This window comes from Mesorhizobium helmanticense (genome assembly GCF_003034915.1).
Lineage (GTDB): Bacteria > Pseudomonadota > Alphaproteobacteria > Rhizobiales > Rhizobiaceae > Mesorhizobium > Mesorhizobium helmanticense.
Genome location: NZ_PZJX01000053.1, coordinates 1 through 14,565 on the forward strand (window position 1 = coordinate 1; position 14,565 = coordinate 14,565).

16 protein-coding genes are annotated in these 14,565 nt (G+C 60.6%); 12 read left to right on the forward strand and 4 right to left on the reverse strand.

Features of this window, described 5'->3' with window-relative positions:
* Positions 1-448, reverse strand: a 448-nt coding sequence (locus C9427_RS34490) for a hypothetical protein (protein ID WP_208636431.1), incomplete at its 3' end; no start/stop codon positions are given.
* On the opposite strand from C9427_RS34490, the gene C9427_RS28290 reads away from it, so the two are divergent.
* From C9427_RS28290 to C9427_RS28305, 4 genes are all read left to right on the forward strand, one after another.
* On the forward strand, positions 422-1,390 hold the full coding sequence (locus C9427_RS28290; protein WP_107652335.1) for a GAF domain-containing protein: 969 nt from the start codon (positions 422-424) through the stop codon (positions 1,388-1,390). The two genes, C9427_RS34490 and C9427_RS28290, sit on opposite strands and share 27 nt — an antisense overlap.
* A 146-nt stretch (positions 1,391-1,536) precedes the next feature.
* A complete protein-coding gene (gene adh / locus C9427_RS28295) occupies positions 1,537-3,054 on the forward strand; it encodes an aldehyde dehydrogenase (protein WP_107652336.1) in 1,518 nt (505 codons plus the stop codon).
* Positions 3,055-3,122: 68 nt separating this feature from the next.
* Complete coding sequence (locus tag C9427_RS28300; RefSeq protein WP_107652437.1) at positions 3,123-3,461, forward strand: DUF779 domain-containing protein; 339 nt, start codon at positions 3,123-3,125, stop codon at positions 3,459-3,461.
* 96 nt (positions 3,462-3,557) lie between these two features.
* On the forward strand, positions 3,558-3,773 hold the full coding sequence (locus C9427_RS28305; protein WP_107652337.1) for a DUF1858 domain-containing protein: 216 nt from the start codon (positions 3,558-3,560) through the stop codon (positions 3,771-3,773).
* Here C9427_RS28305 and C9427_RS28310 read toward each other — a convergent pair.
* Positions 3,770-4,474, reverse strand: a complete 705-nt coding sequence (locus C9427_RS28310; RefSeq protein WP_097571456.1) for a Crp/Fnr family transcriptional regulator — start codon at positions 4,472-4,474, stop codon at positions 3,770-3,772. The two genes, C9427_RS28305 and C9427_RS28310, sit on opposite strands and share 4 nt — an antisense overlap.
* Positions 4,475-4,711: 237 nt before the next feature.
* On the opposite strand from C9427_RS28310, the gene C9427_RS28315 reads away from it, so the two are divergent.
* The 6 genes from C9427_RS28315 (at position 4,712) to C9427_RS28340 (ending at position 9,900) form a co-directional block, all read left to right on the forward strand.
* Positions 4,712-5,950: an NnrS family protein gene (locus tag C9427_RS28315; RefSeq protein ID WP_107652338.1), complete on the forward strand. Its 1,239-nt coding sequence runs from the start codon at positions 4,712-4,714 to the stop codon at positions 5,948-5,950.
* Between the two features lie 144 nt (positions 5,951-6,094).
* Positions 6,095-6,541, forward strand: coding sequence for a pseudoazurin (locus C9427_RS28320; protein WP_107652339.1), 447 nt, complete (start codon positions 6,095-6,097; stop codon positions 6,539-6,541).
* A 306-nt stretch (positions 6,542-6,847) separates the two neighbouring features.
* Positions 6,848-7,951, forward strand: a complete 1,104-nt coding sequence (gene nirK, locus C9427_RS28325; protein WP_107652438.1) for a copper-containing nitrite reductase — start codon at positions 6,848-6,850, stop codon at positions 7,949-7,951.
* 73 nt (positions 7,952-8,024) lie between these two features.
* Positions 8,025-8,897, forward strand: a complete 873-nt coding sequence (locus tag C9427_RS28330; RefSeq protein ID WP_107652439.1) for an SUMF1/EgtB/PvdO family nonheme iron enzyme — start codon at positions 8,025-8,027, stop codon at positions 8,895-8,897.
* A gap of 22 nt (positions 8,898-8,919) precedes the next feature.
* The gene (locus tag C9427_RS28335) at positions 8,920-9,369 is read left to right on the forward strand and encodes a group III truncated hemoglobin (RefSeq protein ID WP_107652440.1); all 450 of its coding nucleotides are present in this window, start codon (positions 8,920-8,922) and stop codon (positions 9,367-9,369) included.
* 243 nt (positions 9,370-9,612) lie between these two features.
* A complete protein-coding gene (locus C9427_RS28340) occupies positions 9,613-9,900 on the forward strand; it encodes a potassium channel family protein (protein ID WP_245437197.1) in 288 nt (95 codons plus the stop codon).
* Between the two features lie 15 nt (positions 9,901-9,915).
* Here the strand turns inward: C9427_RS28340 and hemN are convergent, their stop codons facing one another.
* Complete coding sequence (gene hemN / locus C9427_RS28345; protein WP_107652441.1) at positions 9,916-11,265, reverse strand: oxygen-independent coproporphyrinogen III oxidase; 1,350 nt, start codon at positions 11,263-11,265, stop codon at positions 9,916-9,918.
* 153 nt (positions 11,266-11,418) lie between these two features.
* On the opposite strand from hemN, the gene C9427_RS28350 reads away from it, so the two are divergent.
* Positions 11,419-12,147 carry a Crp/Fnr family transcriptional regulator gene (locus tag C9427_RS28350; protein WP_107652442.1) on the forward strand — a complete coding sequence of 243 codons (729 nt, stop codon included), beginning with the start codon at positions 11,419-11,421 and terminating at the stop codon, positions 12,145-12,147.
* Positions 12,148-12,251: 104 nt separating this feature from the next.
* Here the strand turns inward: C9427_RS28350 and C9427_RS28355 are convergent, their stop codons facing one another.
* Positions 12,252-12,668, reverse strand: a complete 417-nt coding sequence (locus C9427_RS28355; protein ID WP_107652443.1) for a hemerythrin domain-containing protein — start codon at positions 12,666-12,668, stop codon at positions 12,252-12,254.
* 275 nt (positions 12,669-12,943) lie between these two features.
* On the opposite strand from C9427_RS28355, the gene ccoN reads away from it, so the two are divergent.
* Positions 12,944-14,554 (forward strand): cytochrome-c oxidase, cbb3-type subunit I, encoded by a 1,611-nt coding sequence (gene ccoN, locus C9427_RS28360; RefSeq protein WP_107652341.1) that lies wholly within the window; start codon positions 12,944-12,946, stop codon positions 14,552-14,554.
* Positions 14,555-14,565 lie beyond the last annotated feature (11 nt).

Sequence of the window (14,565 nt, forward strand, 5' to 3'; positions counted from 1 at the left end):
AAGTGCGCAGGGGCTTTGGAGCACCGGGCGGCCCGGAGGGGTGTTCAAAAGCATTGATTTTATTGGGTTTTTCGTGGACCAAACCAGAAATCTTCCCGTATCGTTCCGCATTGTACCGCAAGCTGGACATAGTCGTTCGTCTTTGCTCTCGATCAATGAACGCCCCAATTCGTGCTGGTAGGCTTTGTGCATCAACCGAAAGGTGCCCGGAGGAGAGGATGCACCGGCGAGGAACGACCGTCGGTTGGCCAAACATCACTAACCAATAGGAAACATGGAGGATGTCCCCTTTCTGGTTCTTCTGTCGAATTGACAATGCGGTGATTGAAAGCGGAACCTGACACGACATCAGCGTTGCCCTGTCTTGAATCAGCCATGGTCCAGGAACCGAAAAGAAGAAATGGGGTTTGGGAGGATAAGCATGGGCGAGGATTTGCCCCGTCATCATGCCGACCGCATTCAGGCCGCGATCGCTTCGGACGCCGCGGCGAAGTCGGCGCTGGTCGCCTCTTGGCGACGGTCTTCCAGTTTGCATCGGCTCGATCCGACTGATTGCAGCCCGCCACGCTATCTGACAGAGGCCGAATTGGAGGAAGCCCGGCAACCCATCGAAGCACTCGTCCGAGCCGCCCAACCGAGTCTGGACCGGCTCTATCTTGCGGTGGGCGGCGTCGGGTGCTGCGTACTGCTCGCCGATCGCGACGGTGTGCCGGTAGAACGGCGTGGCGCGCCCGTGGATGACGAGACGTTTCATTCCTGGGGGTTGTGGACTGGCTCCGTCTGGAACGAAGAGAGCCAGGGCACGAACGGTATCGGTACCTGTCTGGTTGAACAGCGGGCGCTGACGATCCACCGCGACCAGCATTTTCAGACGCGCAACACGGGGCTGAGCTGCACCACTGCCCCGATCTACGATCATGAGGGGAATCTTGTCGCCGCGCTTGACGTCTCGTCGTGCCGGGCCGATCTGACCGAAGCCTTCGCCAATCTTATTTCGGTGGCCGTGGTCGATGCCGCACGCCGGATCGAAGCGGAAAACTTCAGGATGGCGTTCCCGAAGGCGCGAATTCTGCTGGCGCCGGTGACCGACAAAGGCTCCGGCGCGCTGATCGCAGTCGATGCCGATGACCTTGTGGTCGGCGCGACCCGATCGGCTCGCCTGGCGCTTGGGATAACGCAACAATGTCTCGACAAACCGATGCCCGCAGCCGATCTGCTCGGTTGGGCGGAGAGTGGCCCCGAAGTCCTCGCCGAGGCCGAGCGCGGCGTTCTGCAGCGGGCTCTGGCGCGGGCAGACGGAAATGTCTCGGCCGCGGCTCAGGCGCTTGGCATCAGCCGAGCGACGCTTCACCGCAAGCTCAACCGCCTGGACGTACACAGGTCCCACTGACCATTCGAATCCTCGCATGACTGTCGCAATTCTGCGACACATCCGGTCTGCCCGCTGTCTCCGATACGGTGACAAGAGCGGCGGAAATCACAAGTCTCTCTTCCGAAGCGTTGCATCCCGCGACGTCGGCTTCGGGAGGAAGACAGATGAACAAGGTTGAATTCTCACGTTCGGTCAAGGCGCCGTTCGACAAGCGCTACGGCAATTTCATCGGCGGCAAATGGGCCGAGCCGCACGCCGGCCGCTACTTCGAGAACCACTCGCCGGTGAACGGCCAGTTGCTGTGTGAAGTGGCGCGTTCCGACGCCCAGGACATCGAGGCGGCTCTCGATGCGGCGCATGCCGCCAAGGACGCCTGGGCACGCACCAGCGTGGCCGAACGCTCGCTCATCCTCAACCGCATCGCCGACCGCATGGAGGAAAACCTCGATCTCCTCGCATGCGCCGAAACCTGGGACAACGGCAAGCCGATCCGCGAAACGACCGCGGCCGACTTGCCTTTGGCCATCGACCATTTCCGCTATTTCGCTGGCGCCTTGCGCGGCCAGGAAGGCAGCCTTTCCCAGATCGACGACGATACCGTCGCCTATCATTTCCATGAGCCGCTCGGCGTGGTCGGCCAGATCATCCCATGGAACTTTCCGCTGCTGATGGCCTGCTGGAAACTTGCGCCCGCGCTTGCCGCCGGAAACTGCGTGATACTGAAGCCTGCCGAGCAGACCCCTGCCGCCATCTTGCTCTGGGCCGATCTTATCGGCGATCTCTTGCCGCCTGGCGTGCTCAACATCGTCAACGGCTTCGGCCTCGAGGCCGGCAAGCCGCTCGCCTCGTCGCCGCGCATCGCCAAGATCGCCTTTACCGGCGAGACCACGACGGGCCGGCTGATCATGCAATATGCCAGCCAGAACCTGATCCCCGTCACACTGGAGTTGGGTGGCAAGTCGCCCAATATCTTCTTTAGGGATGTCGTGGCCGAGGACGACGATTTCTTCGACAAGGCGATCGAAGGCTTCGTCATGTTCGCACTGAACCAGGGCGAGGTCTGCACCTGCCCGAGCCGCGCGCTCATCCATGAATCGATCTACAACAGGTTCATGGAACGTGCCCTCAAGCGCGTCGAAGCGATCGTGCAGGGCGATCCGCTCGATCCGGCGACGATGATCGGTGCGCAGGCCTCGTCCGAGCAATTGGAAAAGATCCTGTCCTACATCGACATCGGCCGCCAGGAAGGGGCGGAGGTGCTGACCGGCGGCGCCCGCAACGTCCTGCCCGGCGACCTGGCGGGTGGCTATTACGTCAAGCCAACCGTATTCAAGGGCCACAACAAGATGCGCATCTTCCAGGAGGAGATTTTCGGGCCCGTGGTTTCGGTCACCACCTTCAAGGATGATGACGAAGCACTCAGCATCGCCAACGATACGCTCTACGGTCTGGGCGCCGGTGTCTGGACGCGAGACGGCAACCGTGCCTATCGCTTCGGCCGTGCGATCCAGGCCGGCCGCGTCTGGACCAATTGCTACCACGCCTATCCCGCGCATGCGGCCTTTGGCGGCTACAAGCAGTCCGGCATCGGCCGCGAGACGCACAAGATGATGCTCGATCACTACCAGCAGACCAAGAACATGCTGGTCAGCTATAGCCCGAAGAAGCTCGGCTTCTTCTGATCGCCTCTTTGGCTCACAGGCGCGGCTCCGCAAGGGGCCGCGCCCAAGCCTGGAAAATCGAAAACGCCCTGCATACCAAGGTCACGGCAACACCGGCAGCGCTTGAACTTATCGCGGAGATCGTTGCCGAGCACGGTCCGGTGCTGTTCCATCAATCTGGCGGCTGCTGCGACGGTTCCTCGCCGATGTGCTATCCGCGTGCCGGCTTCATCGTCGGCGACCGGGATGTGCTGCTCGGCCACATCGGCGACGCTCCCTTCTACATCGGTGCTTCGCAATTCGAAGCCTGGAAGCATACCGATCTCATCATCGACGTGGTGCCTGGCCGCGGCGGCATGTTCTCGCTGGACAACGGGCGGGAGAAGCGGTTCCTGACCCGGTCGACTATCTGCGCCGTTCAGGGGTAGCAAGCGAGCGTCAAGCTGCTTGCTCTTTGTCTCAGCGCAACGAGCATCCCGCAAAGCGGATGCAAGATGTCCGCTTCCAAAGCGCGGACAAGCAGCATGAAACACAAATTCAGCGACGATGCGACGATGGACGAAATAATGAGCCGGTCGCCGGCGGCCATCCGGGTCGTGCTCCAGCACGGCCTGCTTTGCGTCGGCTGCCCGATTGCCTCGTTCCATACGGTTTCTGACGCCGCACGCGAACACGATCTCAACGAAGAACAACTCAGCAGCGATTTGCAGGCCGCAATCGAAGGGACCGCGTCCGGCTAGCTTTTCTCCGCGCGGCCTTCCGCGATCAGAAGGAGCCGGTGAGGCTCGACCACGGTCACCTTCTGGCGCCCACTCTTGACCAATCCCTGGTCTTCCCACGCCGAGAGCAGCCGGCTCACCGTATGCAACGTCGTTCCTGTCATCTCGGCAATGTCCTGGCGTGAAATCGGGAAGTCGATCAGGATGCCTTCCTCCGTCTTCTTGCCCGTCTGCTTGACCAGCTTGAGCAGCGCATGGGCGACACGCTGATCCACCTGTTCGGTGGACATCTCGATGACGCGCGTATGGGCATCCTGCAGCCTGCTGCCCACGGTCTTGTATGTGTTGGCACTGAAGCTTGGGAAATTCGCTGCGAGCGTTGGCCATAGATGGCTTGGCCAGGCAAGAGCCACACAATCGACGGCAGCTATCGCATTTGCCGGATAGGTGGTGCGGCCAAGCGCGTGGGCGATGCCCATCAACTCGCCTGGACTAATGTATCGCACCGTCACCTCGTGACCGTCAGGCGTCGATTTGACGACGCGCACATGTCCGTCCAGCAGCAGGAAAAAGGAATGTGCTTCCTGCTCCTGCTCGAACACCGGCTGGTCCTTGGCGATCCTCAGCGACCTGGCCTGGCCGACGATGCGGTCAAGATCCGTGGCGGCCAGGCCTTCAAAGACGGAAAGCCCTGCAATCAGCGAGCGATCGAGGCTACCCAACGCTGTTTCCTCCCGAATTTGATCATGGCCTACGCATCCAAGTTCGTCTGGTCGGAGAATGTCTCATGGGCGACCGACCTGCGGCAAGAGGCGCGCCCTCTCCGTCTTGCCCCTGAAATTCCCATTCTTGTTTGCGCTGCGGCAAGTTTCGCGCGGCGGGTCGGGATAGAACGACCAAAGAGGCTGCCGTCGATATTACCTGTCACGCCCGCCGTTGCTTCCATTTCAGGGGAAATCATGGCAATTCCACGCACGCGGCCAAGCGCCTATCCGGCAGTTCTCTCTTACGGGTTCCGGCCATTTTTTCTCCTCGGCTCCCTGCAAGCCGGCGCGGCGATCCTGTTCTGGCTGCCCTTGTTCTACGGCAAGCTCGAAACCTCCAGCGTCTTCTCGCCCGTGGACTGGCATGTCCACGAGTTGCTGTTTGGTTATCTGGCGGCTGTTGTGACGGGTTTCCTGCTGACTGCAATCCCGAACTGGACCGGACGTCTTCCCGTGCAGGGCCTTCCCCTGCTGGCGCTCGCATTGCTTTGGTGCGCGGGACGGTTCGCCATCTTCTTTTCGGCGGAGACAGGTTGGCTGCTCGGCGCCGTCATTGACTGCGCCTTTCTTCTCGCGGTTGTCGCCGCGGCCGCAACGGAGATCATCGCCGGCCGAAACTGGCGAAACCTCAAGGTCCTGCTGCCTGTGACGGCGCTTTTGGCAGCGAATATGACGTTTCATGCTGAGGCGCACTATCAAGGCGTGTCCGACATCGGCCGCCGCCTCGGTCTTGGCGCTGCGGTCGTCCTCATCATGATCATAGGTGGCCGCATTATTCCGTCCTTCACCCGTAACTGGCTGGCACGCGAGAGACCGGGACGGCTTCCGATCCCGTTCGGCAGGTTCGACGTGGGAGCGATCGCGCTCTCCGCGGCGGGATTGATGGCCTGGACCTTCCTTCCAGACAGTGCCGGCACCGGGGCAATGCTGATCTTGGGGGCGATTCTCAATACCATTCGGCTTACCCGGTGGGCCGGAGACCGGGCGCTGCGCGATCCCCTGGTGCTGATCCTGCATGTCGCGTTCGCCTTCGTGCCGATCGGCCTCCTGCTTTCCGGCCTGGCTGTCCTCGTGCCCGCGAAAGTGCCTGCGGTAGCCGGCATTCATGCGTTCGGCGTCGGAGCGGTTGCGTGTATGACGCTCGCCGTCATGACCCGAGCCACGCTCGGACACACAGGCCGCGAACTTCAGGCAGGCATCGGCACATGCGCGGTCTTTGTCGTGATCGTGCTTGCCGCCATTTTTCGCGTCGGAGCCGCATTCGCACCGGCGCATGCGATGCTGCTCTACATGTCGGCGGCGTTGTGGATCGCGTCCTTCATCGGCTATGCGGGCCTGTTTGGCGGAATGCTCGTTCGACCACGTCTGCAAGCGAGGCAGGTGAGAGCCGCCGTTTCGAGGCCGGACATCGGCGGGAGCCGGCCACCAGTCTGACCGATTGCCTATATCGGCAGCTCTCCCGAGAATGTCATACACATTTCATACGCCAGTTTGCGCCAGCGCAAATCATCAAGTCTCCGGGCCCAGTAAAAGAGCGCAACGGTTGATGCCGTGACGAACTCAAGAAAGGATTTACAAATGAAACTGCCACTGATCGCCGCGGCCATCGCCCTGCTTTCCATCGCCGGTGCGGCCAATGCCGAAGAACATGTCGTGCAGATGCTGAACAAGGGGGAGAAAGGCTCGATGGTCTTCCAACCTGCCTTTGTTCAGGCCGCGCCTGGGGACACGATCAAGTTCGTTCCGACCGACAAGTCGCACAATGCCGAAAGCATCAAGGGGATGATCCCGGACGGCGCCGAGGCTTTCAAGGGAAAGACCAATGAGGAAGTAACCGTGACCCTTGGCCAGGAGGGTGTCTATGGCGTGAAGTGCGCTCCGCACTACGGCATGGGCATGGTGGCGCTGATCGTCGTCGGCAAGCCAGTCAACCTGGAAGCTGCGCAAGCCGTCAAGCAGATCGGAAAAGCCAAACCCGTATTCGCCGAACTGTTCGCCGAGGCGACCAAGACTGCTTCCAACTGATTTTTTCTGGATGCCCTCCGGCTTGCGATCTTCCGGAGGCAGAGGCCGGACGGACCGGAGAAGCGGTCCGGTCCGGCCTGTTTCATTCTGGATTTCGCCGCAGAACCGATCCCTCCCCCTCTTAAGAAGAGGCTTGTGGTCGATCCCCCACAGCCGCGGCTTCCCATCCGTTCGCGTCCGCGTCGGTGCATACTGTCTCCAAAAAGAAGCCGCGGCAAAGGTATTGGATTTGCGTTAGCGCAAAGACTTGGCCGAGACCAGGATTTATTCTGAAGACATCGAATGGCTGAAACCAAGGAGATGGAAATGCTTACGAGACGCGAAGCTTTGTTGGGAACTGTTCTTACCGCGGCTGCGGTTGCCACCGTTGGGGCAATGCCCGCCGTAGCGAGCACCAAGGACGTCGCCGGATTGCCTCGTGAAAAGGTAACCTTGGTCCCGCCACCGTTCGTCCATGCTCATGATCAGGTCGCCAAGGGCGGTCCAAAGGTCGTCGAATTCACCATGACGATCGAGGAAAAGCCTATGGTCATCGATGCCGACGGCACACAGATCAATGCAATGACTTACAATGGCTCGGTTCCCGGTCCTCTGATGGTCGTGCATGAAGGAGACTATGTCGAGCTCACGCTGATCAATCCCGAGACCAATACGCTCGCCCACAACATCGATTTCCATGCTGCCACGGGCGCGCTCGGCGGCGGCGAATTGACACTGGTCAATCCGGGCGAGCAGGTCACGCTGCGCTTCAAGGCGACCAGAAGCGGAACGTTCGTCTATCACTGCGCGCCTGGCGGCGCGATGATCCCCTGGCATGTCGTGTCGGGCATGAGCGGGGCGATCATGGTGCTGCCGCGCGACGGTCTCAAGGACGACACGGGCAAGCCCGTTCGTTATGACCATATCTACTACGTCGGCGAGAACGACTTCTACATTCCCCGCGACGAGCAGGGGCAATTCAAGAAATATGAAACGGCCGGCGACAACTACGACGATACCCTCAAAGTGATGCGCGGGCTGATCCCGACCCATGTCGTTTTCAACGGCAAGGCGGGATCGCTGACCGGCGACAACGCCATGAAAGCGAAGGTCGGCGAAACCATTCTGATCGTTCACTCCCAGGCCAACCGCGACACGCGCCCACACCTGATCGGCGGCCACGGCGATTTTGTCTGGGAACAGGGCAAGTTCGCCAACCCTCCGGCCAAGGATCTCGAAACCTGGTTCATTCGCGGCGGGTCGGCCGGCGCGGCGCTCTACACATTCCTGCAGCCGGGCATCTACGCCTATGTGAACCACAATCTGATCGAGGCAGTCGAACTCGGCGCAACCGCGCACTTCACGGTCGAGGGAAGCTGGGACGACGACCTGATGATGCAGGTCGAAGCGCCCAAGGCGATTGCCTCGTAAACGGGAGAGCCGATCCCCGGTGCAGCCCTGCGGCGAAGCCGAAGGGTTGCATTCGCGACCGGACTTGGTGACCATGTCCCTCGATCCTATCTTCATATCCGGAACGATTGCGGCCGCCGCATTGATCGGTGTGGGCATAACCCATGCGCTAGACAATAGTTCTTTGGAGCTCTCCCAACTGACAGCCGTGAGCGAACTGGTGCTCGTGGGGCCCGGTTCATTCGATCATCCAAAGGCCGGGGAATTCCTCAAGGAGAACCATCCTGTCGCAGCGCCTATTGTGCAAGAAACCATCCATGCGCCTCTGGAGATCATGAAATACCAGGTAAGCGTTTCCGAATACGGACGGTGCGTGGCGGACGGCGCCTGCAAGCCCATCGACGCTCGCAAGAGTGGCAACGTTCCGGTTACCGGCGTGAGCCACATGGACGCCGAAGCCTATGCGACCTGGCTGTCAAGCCGCACAGGTGAGGCATGGCGGCTGCCCACGGACGTCGAGTGGGCCTACGCCGCCGGCGAACGATTCCGGGGCGACATGGAGAGTGGTGAAAGCGACCCGAATAACCCGGCTCGGCGATGGCTCGCCCGGTATCGCACCGAAACCGCTCTTGGTCGTAAGCCAGATCCTGAACCAAGGCTACAAGGCGCTTTTGGTATCAACTCAAAAGGACTGGCGGACGTTGCGGGCAACATCTGGGAATGGACCTCGACGTGCTACATCCATGCAACAATGGCCAGCGACGGCTTGGGGATCGCGAGTTCGATCGACAATTGCGGCGTGCACGCCGTGGAAGGCTTCCATCGCACCTACATGTCGAACTTCATCCGGGACGGCAAGAGCGGCGGTTGCGCCGTCGGCACGCCGCCCGACAATCTGGGTTTCCGGCTTGTCCGCGACCAGCCCAGTCTTGCGCGGACCCTCCTCCGGCGCCTGGGACTCGCCTGACAGCATAAAGCGAGAGTGCATGATGACGTTGAAATCAGCTCTGACCGATCGAGCGCGCCCGGTCGCGGAACAGCCTCTGGACCACGCCGCCGTCGATCGAACATCGATCGGAAAACTGGTCCGCGAATTCTACGCAAAAGTCAGGAACGATGAGCGTCTGGGGCCGATTTTCGCGCGCGAAATCATCGGTGACTGGGAGCCGCATCTGGAGAAAATGACGGACTTCTGGTGTTCCGTCATCCTGAAGAGCGGCGACTACCACGGACGCCCGGTGCCGGCGCATCTCAGGCTCAAGGATGTCACCGAGGCCGATTTCGATGTCTGGCTGGCCCTGTTCCGCCAGACGACCGCCGAACTCTTCGCCCCGGAAACAGCGGCGGTGTTTGTCGACAGAGCCGAGCGCATCGCGACAAGCCTGAAATTGGCGATGTTCTTTCGCCTCGCTCCCGCCGCGACGGTCGGTGGTCAATAGGGACATCGGCGAAAACTCGCGGATCGCGTCGAGCTCGACAGGCTCGCGAAGTTTGATTCTGCGCAAGGAAAACTTCCTTGGAGATTCTAGTTTCCTTCCATGGTTCTCAACCTCTTCCTCGGCACGATCGTCATAAGCTTGACGGTCCTAATTCACACCTTTGGCCTCATCGCGGTCACCCAGGCGATGGGGCGTCTGGTGGCGCGATTCCGCATGCATGGTCGGCGAAGCCGGGTTGTCGCAATGATCAGCGTGGTGATGGGTCTTTTTGCCGTCATGACGGCGGAAGTCTGGCTATGGGCCGGGGTGTATCGCCTGCTTGGAGTCCTGCCCGACTTCGAGACCGCGCTCTACTTCTCCACCATCACCTTCTCGACCGTTGGCTATGGCGACGTCGTGCCAGCCCATGACTGGCGCGTTCTTGCGGCCCTGGAGGGCGTCAACGGGTTTCTGCTCATTGGCTGGTCGACCGCGTATCTGATCGCGGCTGGCACCCGAATCGGCCCATTCAAGACCGGCGAGCATTTCTGACCGGCCGGCCGGCGCTCAGACCGCCACCGAATGCCTGGCTTTACCGGTTTCGAAATATTTGTCGAACCTGGCCGCTAGACTGCGGACAAAGGGACGATTTTCCACTGGCACCTTGAAACTGTCGCCATCGAGTTCCAGCAACCGAGCCGGATCCCGAAGCGCAATGGAACTCGCCTGGAGCAGAAGCTTCTGGCCGATTTCGCCGAAGCGTTCGATCAGATCGATCGCCGAGAAGGCGAAATCGCACATCAGCCGCTCGATGATCCAGCCGCGAACACGGTCATCATCGGACAACTCGATGCCGCGCACGACAGCCAAGCCTCCCTGCTCCACCATGCGTCCGTATTCGGCGGTCGCCGGCATGTTCTGTGCATAACCCTGGCGAAACTGGCTGATCGATGACGGGCCGAGGCCGATCAATGTCTCACAGCGATCCTCGGTGTAGCCCTGAAAGTTCCGGTGCAAGGTTCCGGTGCGTGCAGCAATGGCCAGCGCATCATCGGATCTGGCGAAATGATCGAAGCCCACGGCTTGATATCCGGCCTTCAGCATAAGGCCGGCGGCAATTTGCGCCTGAGCGAAGCGTTCCATCGAGTCCGGCAGCCACGCCTCATCGATCATCGTCTGATGTTTTTTGAACCAGGGGACATGGGCGTAACCGAACAGCGCCATCCTGTCCGGCTCCAGGGTCAAGGCCTGCGAGACGGTGGAGGAAATGCCCTCCCTGGTCTGGTGCGGCAAGCCATAGAGGAGGTCCAGATTGACGGACGCAACGCCGCGCGAACGAACCCCGTCGACGACAGCCTTTGTCTGCAGGAAGCTTTGCTCGCGGTTGATCGCCTTCTGCACCTTCGGATCGAAGTCCTGCACGCCGAGGCTCGCCCGCGTCATGCCGATCTCGGCGAGCGCGTCGAGGCGTGCCTCGTCCATGTCGTTCGGATCGATCTCGACGCTGATGCCGGCGTCCGGAAGAAAATCGAAGTTACCGCGCAAGACGGTTCCGAGTGCCACCATATCCTCGGGCTTCAGCATGGTGGGCGAACCGCCGCCGAAATGTACGGCGCGGACATGGCCCCTGCCGCTGACGAGGCCGCCGACTGTTGCGATCTCCGCATGCAGCGAGCGGAGATAGGCAGTCACCGGCTCGTAGTGTCGGGTCTGCTTGGTATGACACGCACAAAACCAGCAGAGCCGATCGCAGTAGGGGATGTGCAGGTAGAGCGAAATCTCCTCACCGCCTTCGATCGCTTCCAACCAGCCTCGCTGGACGGCAGCGTCGACGCCCGCGTGGAAATGCGGCGCTGTCGGGTAACTGGTATAGCGCGGCACATTCTCGCTCAGCCTGGCAGCCAATTCCTGTTGCATGTCGCCTTCCATCTCTTCTTGCGGGATAAATCTGGCCGCAGCGGCGTGCCGATGCCTTGATTTCGGTCAAAGCCCCCACGGACAAACTGCCGCAAGGCTTTTCCTGAGGCCGATGCTATCTTCCCCGCACGTGGAATCCTTCGGACAATCATGATGACAGTGCGCCAGGACGTTCACAGTGCCGGCATTCCCGTGCTTTGCCAATCTTGCGAAGCGCGGCACCGCGGCGTCTGCGGCGCGCTCGATCCCGACCAGCTTGTCGGGCTCGCCAAGACCTCGTCGAGGCACAAGATCGAGCCGGGGGTCGAACTGATTGGCGACGCCGAGACCGTCGACAGCTACTCGAACGTGCTCTCAGGCGTGGTGAAGCTGACAAAGAGCCTTTCGGACGGCCGCCAGCAGATTGTCGGTCTTCAGTTTGCACCAGATTTCCTGGGAAGGCCGTTCAAGGCGGAAAGTGCGATCAACGCGGAGGCGGCGACGAACGTCTCCCTGTGCTCGTTCCCGAAGACGGCCATCGAACGAATGATGAAGGAATCGCCGGAGCTCGAGCATCGCCTGCTCAGGCAGACACTGAACGAACTCGACGAGGCGCGCGAATGGATGGTGACGCTGGGGCGCAAGACCGCGTCGGAGAAGGTGGCGAGCTTCCTCCTGATGATCGCCAGGAACATCGATCCCACGGCCGACCCGGCCGCTAGGTCGGCGACCTTCGACCTGCCGCTGACACGCGCCGATATCGCGGATTTCCTCGGCCTGACAATCGAGACGGTGAGCCGCCAGCTGACCAGGCTGCGAACCGAGAATGTGATCCGGATCGACAACAACCGCCATGTGACAGTGGACAGCCTTGCACGGTTGGAGCAACGCTCCGGCGCCTAGAGCCGGTCAGGTCAAGTCGATCTGAAATCTGAATCCGGCTCTAAATCAAAGAGATAGAGCATGATGTCGCCCGAAACCCGCTTCACACTTTTCGGCATCATGCTCTAGGCTGCGTCAACGATCCCGATCATCGGCAAGACATGCTCGCGCTCAAATGCTATATGCCGGCGCAGGTTCTCGAACAGGCCGCGCAGCATAAAACCGACGGCTTCGGGGTTCTCGACAGTCTTGCCGTGACCGATCGCCAATAGAATTTCAGTCACCTCGCCGGCAAAGCATTCGTCTTCTACATGCTCGGCTCGCAATCGCCGGGTTGAGGCAAGGTTCGCATTACTGCCGACCACGGCCTCCTCGTAGGCAGGGAAGATGATCGTCTCTTCGTACTGATGAATGCTGCGCAAAAGCGGCACGACCGCGTTGGCGGTGCGCAGGCACGTCAGACGGTCGACGCCTGGCAAAGCGTCGGCGATTCTTTCCAGAGCGTCGCAGAGCCTCAGTTTCTCGTCATGCGCGCGCTTCATCACGGCCGCCGGGACTGCCTCCATGGTAGATCGGTCAGTTGGTATCGAATTCTCTCGGCGTGTCTCGAATAGCGACGATCCCCGCTCTTTCTCTCCGTTCAACTGATCCCTCCGTTCAACCAACAGGCAACCTCCTGACTGTTTGCGAGCCCAACGCTGCCCAATCTGAAAGTAGCGGGCTTTGACTTGGATCAAGGCGGCAACGAAGCAACTGCGGAATTGGTGTCGCGGCGGATTGGTGTTCGCAGATTGGAATTCAACGCCGGGGACATGTCATGAGATTTGGCACGGAAATCGCCGTTTTAGGCTTGCTCACATTCGCGGCGCTGGCGGCAGCCGGTTTTGGTGTGGACGAACCTTTCCGGCAGCATATGTGGGTGCTGTTCTTTGTGTTGCTCGGCTTTGTTGCCGTCCTTATTCGTAATACGAACTTCAAACCGGCCACCCCGGTCGACCCTTCCGCCTATATGGACGGGCCAATCCGCTACGGCGCCATCGCCACCATGTTCTGGGGTGTCGTCGGCATGCTTGTCGGCGTGGTCATCGCGCTGCAGCTTGCCTACCCGGACCTCAACATCGAGCCCTGGTTCAACCTCGGCCGGCTGCGGCCACTGCATACGTCCGGCGTCGTTTTCGCCTTCGGCGGCAATGCGCTCATCTGCACGTCCATGTATGTCGTGCAGCGCACCAGCCGCGCCCGGCTGTTCGGCGGCAATCTCGCCTGGTTCGTATTCTGGGGCTATCAACTCTTCATCGTCATGGCCGCGACCGGCTACCTGCTCGGCATAACCGAGAGCCGCGAATACGCCGAGCCCGAATGGTATGTGGATATATGGCTGACCATCGTCTGGGTCGCCTACCTCCTGCTGTTCCTCGGCACCATCCTGAAGCGCAAGGAACCGCATATCTACGTCGCCAACTGGTTCTATCTGTCCTTCATCGTGACCATTGCGATGCTGCATATCGTCAATAACCTGTCGATGCCCGTTTCTCTCCTGGGCTCAAAGAGTTACTCCGCGTTCTCCGGCGTACAGGACGCCTTGACGCAATGGTGGTACGGCCACAATGCCGTCGGTTTCTTCCTCACAGCCGGCTTCCTCGGCATGATGTATTACTTCGTGCCCAAGCAGGTGAACCGGCCGGTCTATTCCTACCGTCTCTCGATCATCCATTTCTGGGCGCTGATCTTCCTCTACATCTGGGCAGGCCCGCACCACCTCCATTACACCGCCCTGCCCGACTGGGCGCAGACGCTCGGCATGGTGTTTTCGATCATGCTTTGGATGCCCTCGTGGGGAGGCATGATCAACGGCCTGATGACGCTGTCCGGCGCCTGGGACAAGCTGCGTACCGATCCGATCGTTCGCATGATGGTGATGGCAATCGCCTTCTACGGCATGTCGACCTTCGAAGGTCCGATGATGTCGATCAAGGCAGTAAATTCGCTGTCGCACTACACGGACTGGACCATCGGGCATGTCCATTCCGGCGCGCTCGGCTGGGTAGGCATGATCTCGTTCGGCGCGATCTATTACATGGTGCCGAAGCTCTGGAACCGTGATCGCCTCTATTCGCTGCGGCTCGTCACCTGGCACTTCTGGCTGGCGACCCTCGGGATCGTCGTCTACGCCGCGGTGATGTGGGTTTCCGGCATCATGCAGGGCCTGATGTGGCGCGAGTACGACGAGCAGGGCTTCCTGGTCTACTCGTTCGCCGAGACCGTGGCCGCCATGCATCCCTACTACGTCATGCGCGCAGCGGGTGGCGCGATGTATCTTGCCGGCGCCCTGATCATGGCCTGGAACATCACCATGACCATCCTCGGCTATCAGCGCGAGGAGGAGCCGATGCCGGGCGCCATCCCCGCCCTTCAGCCTGCACAATAAGGAGCCAGACA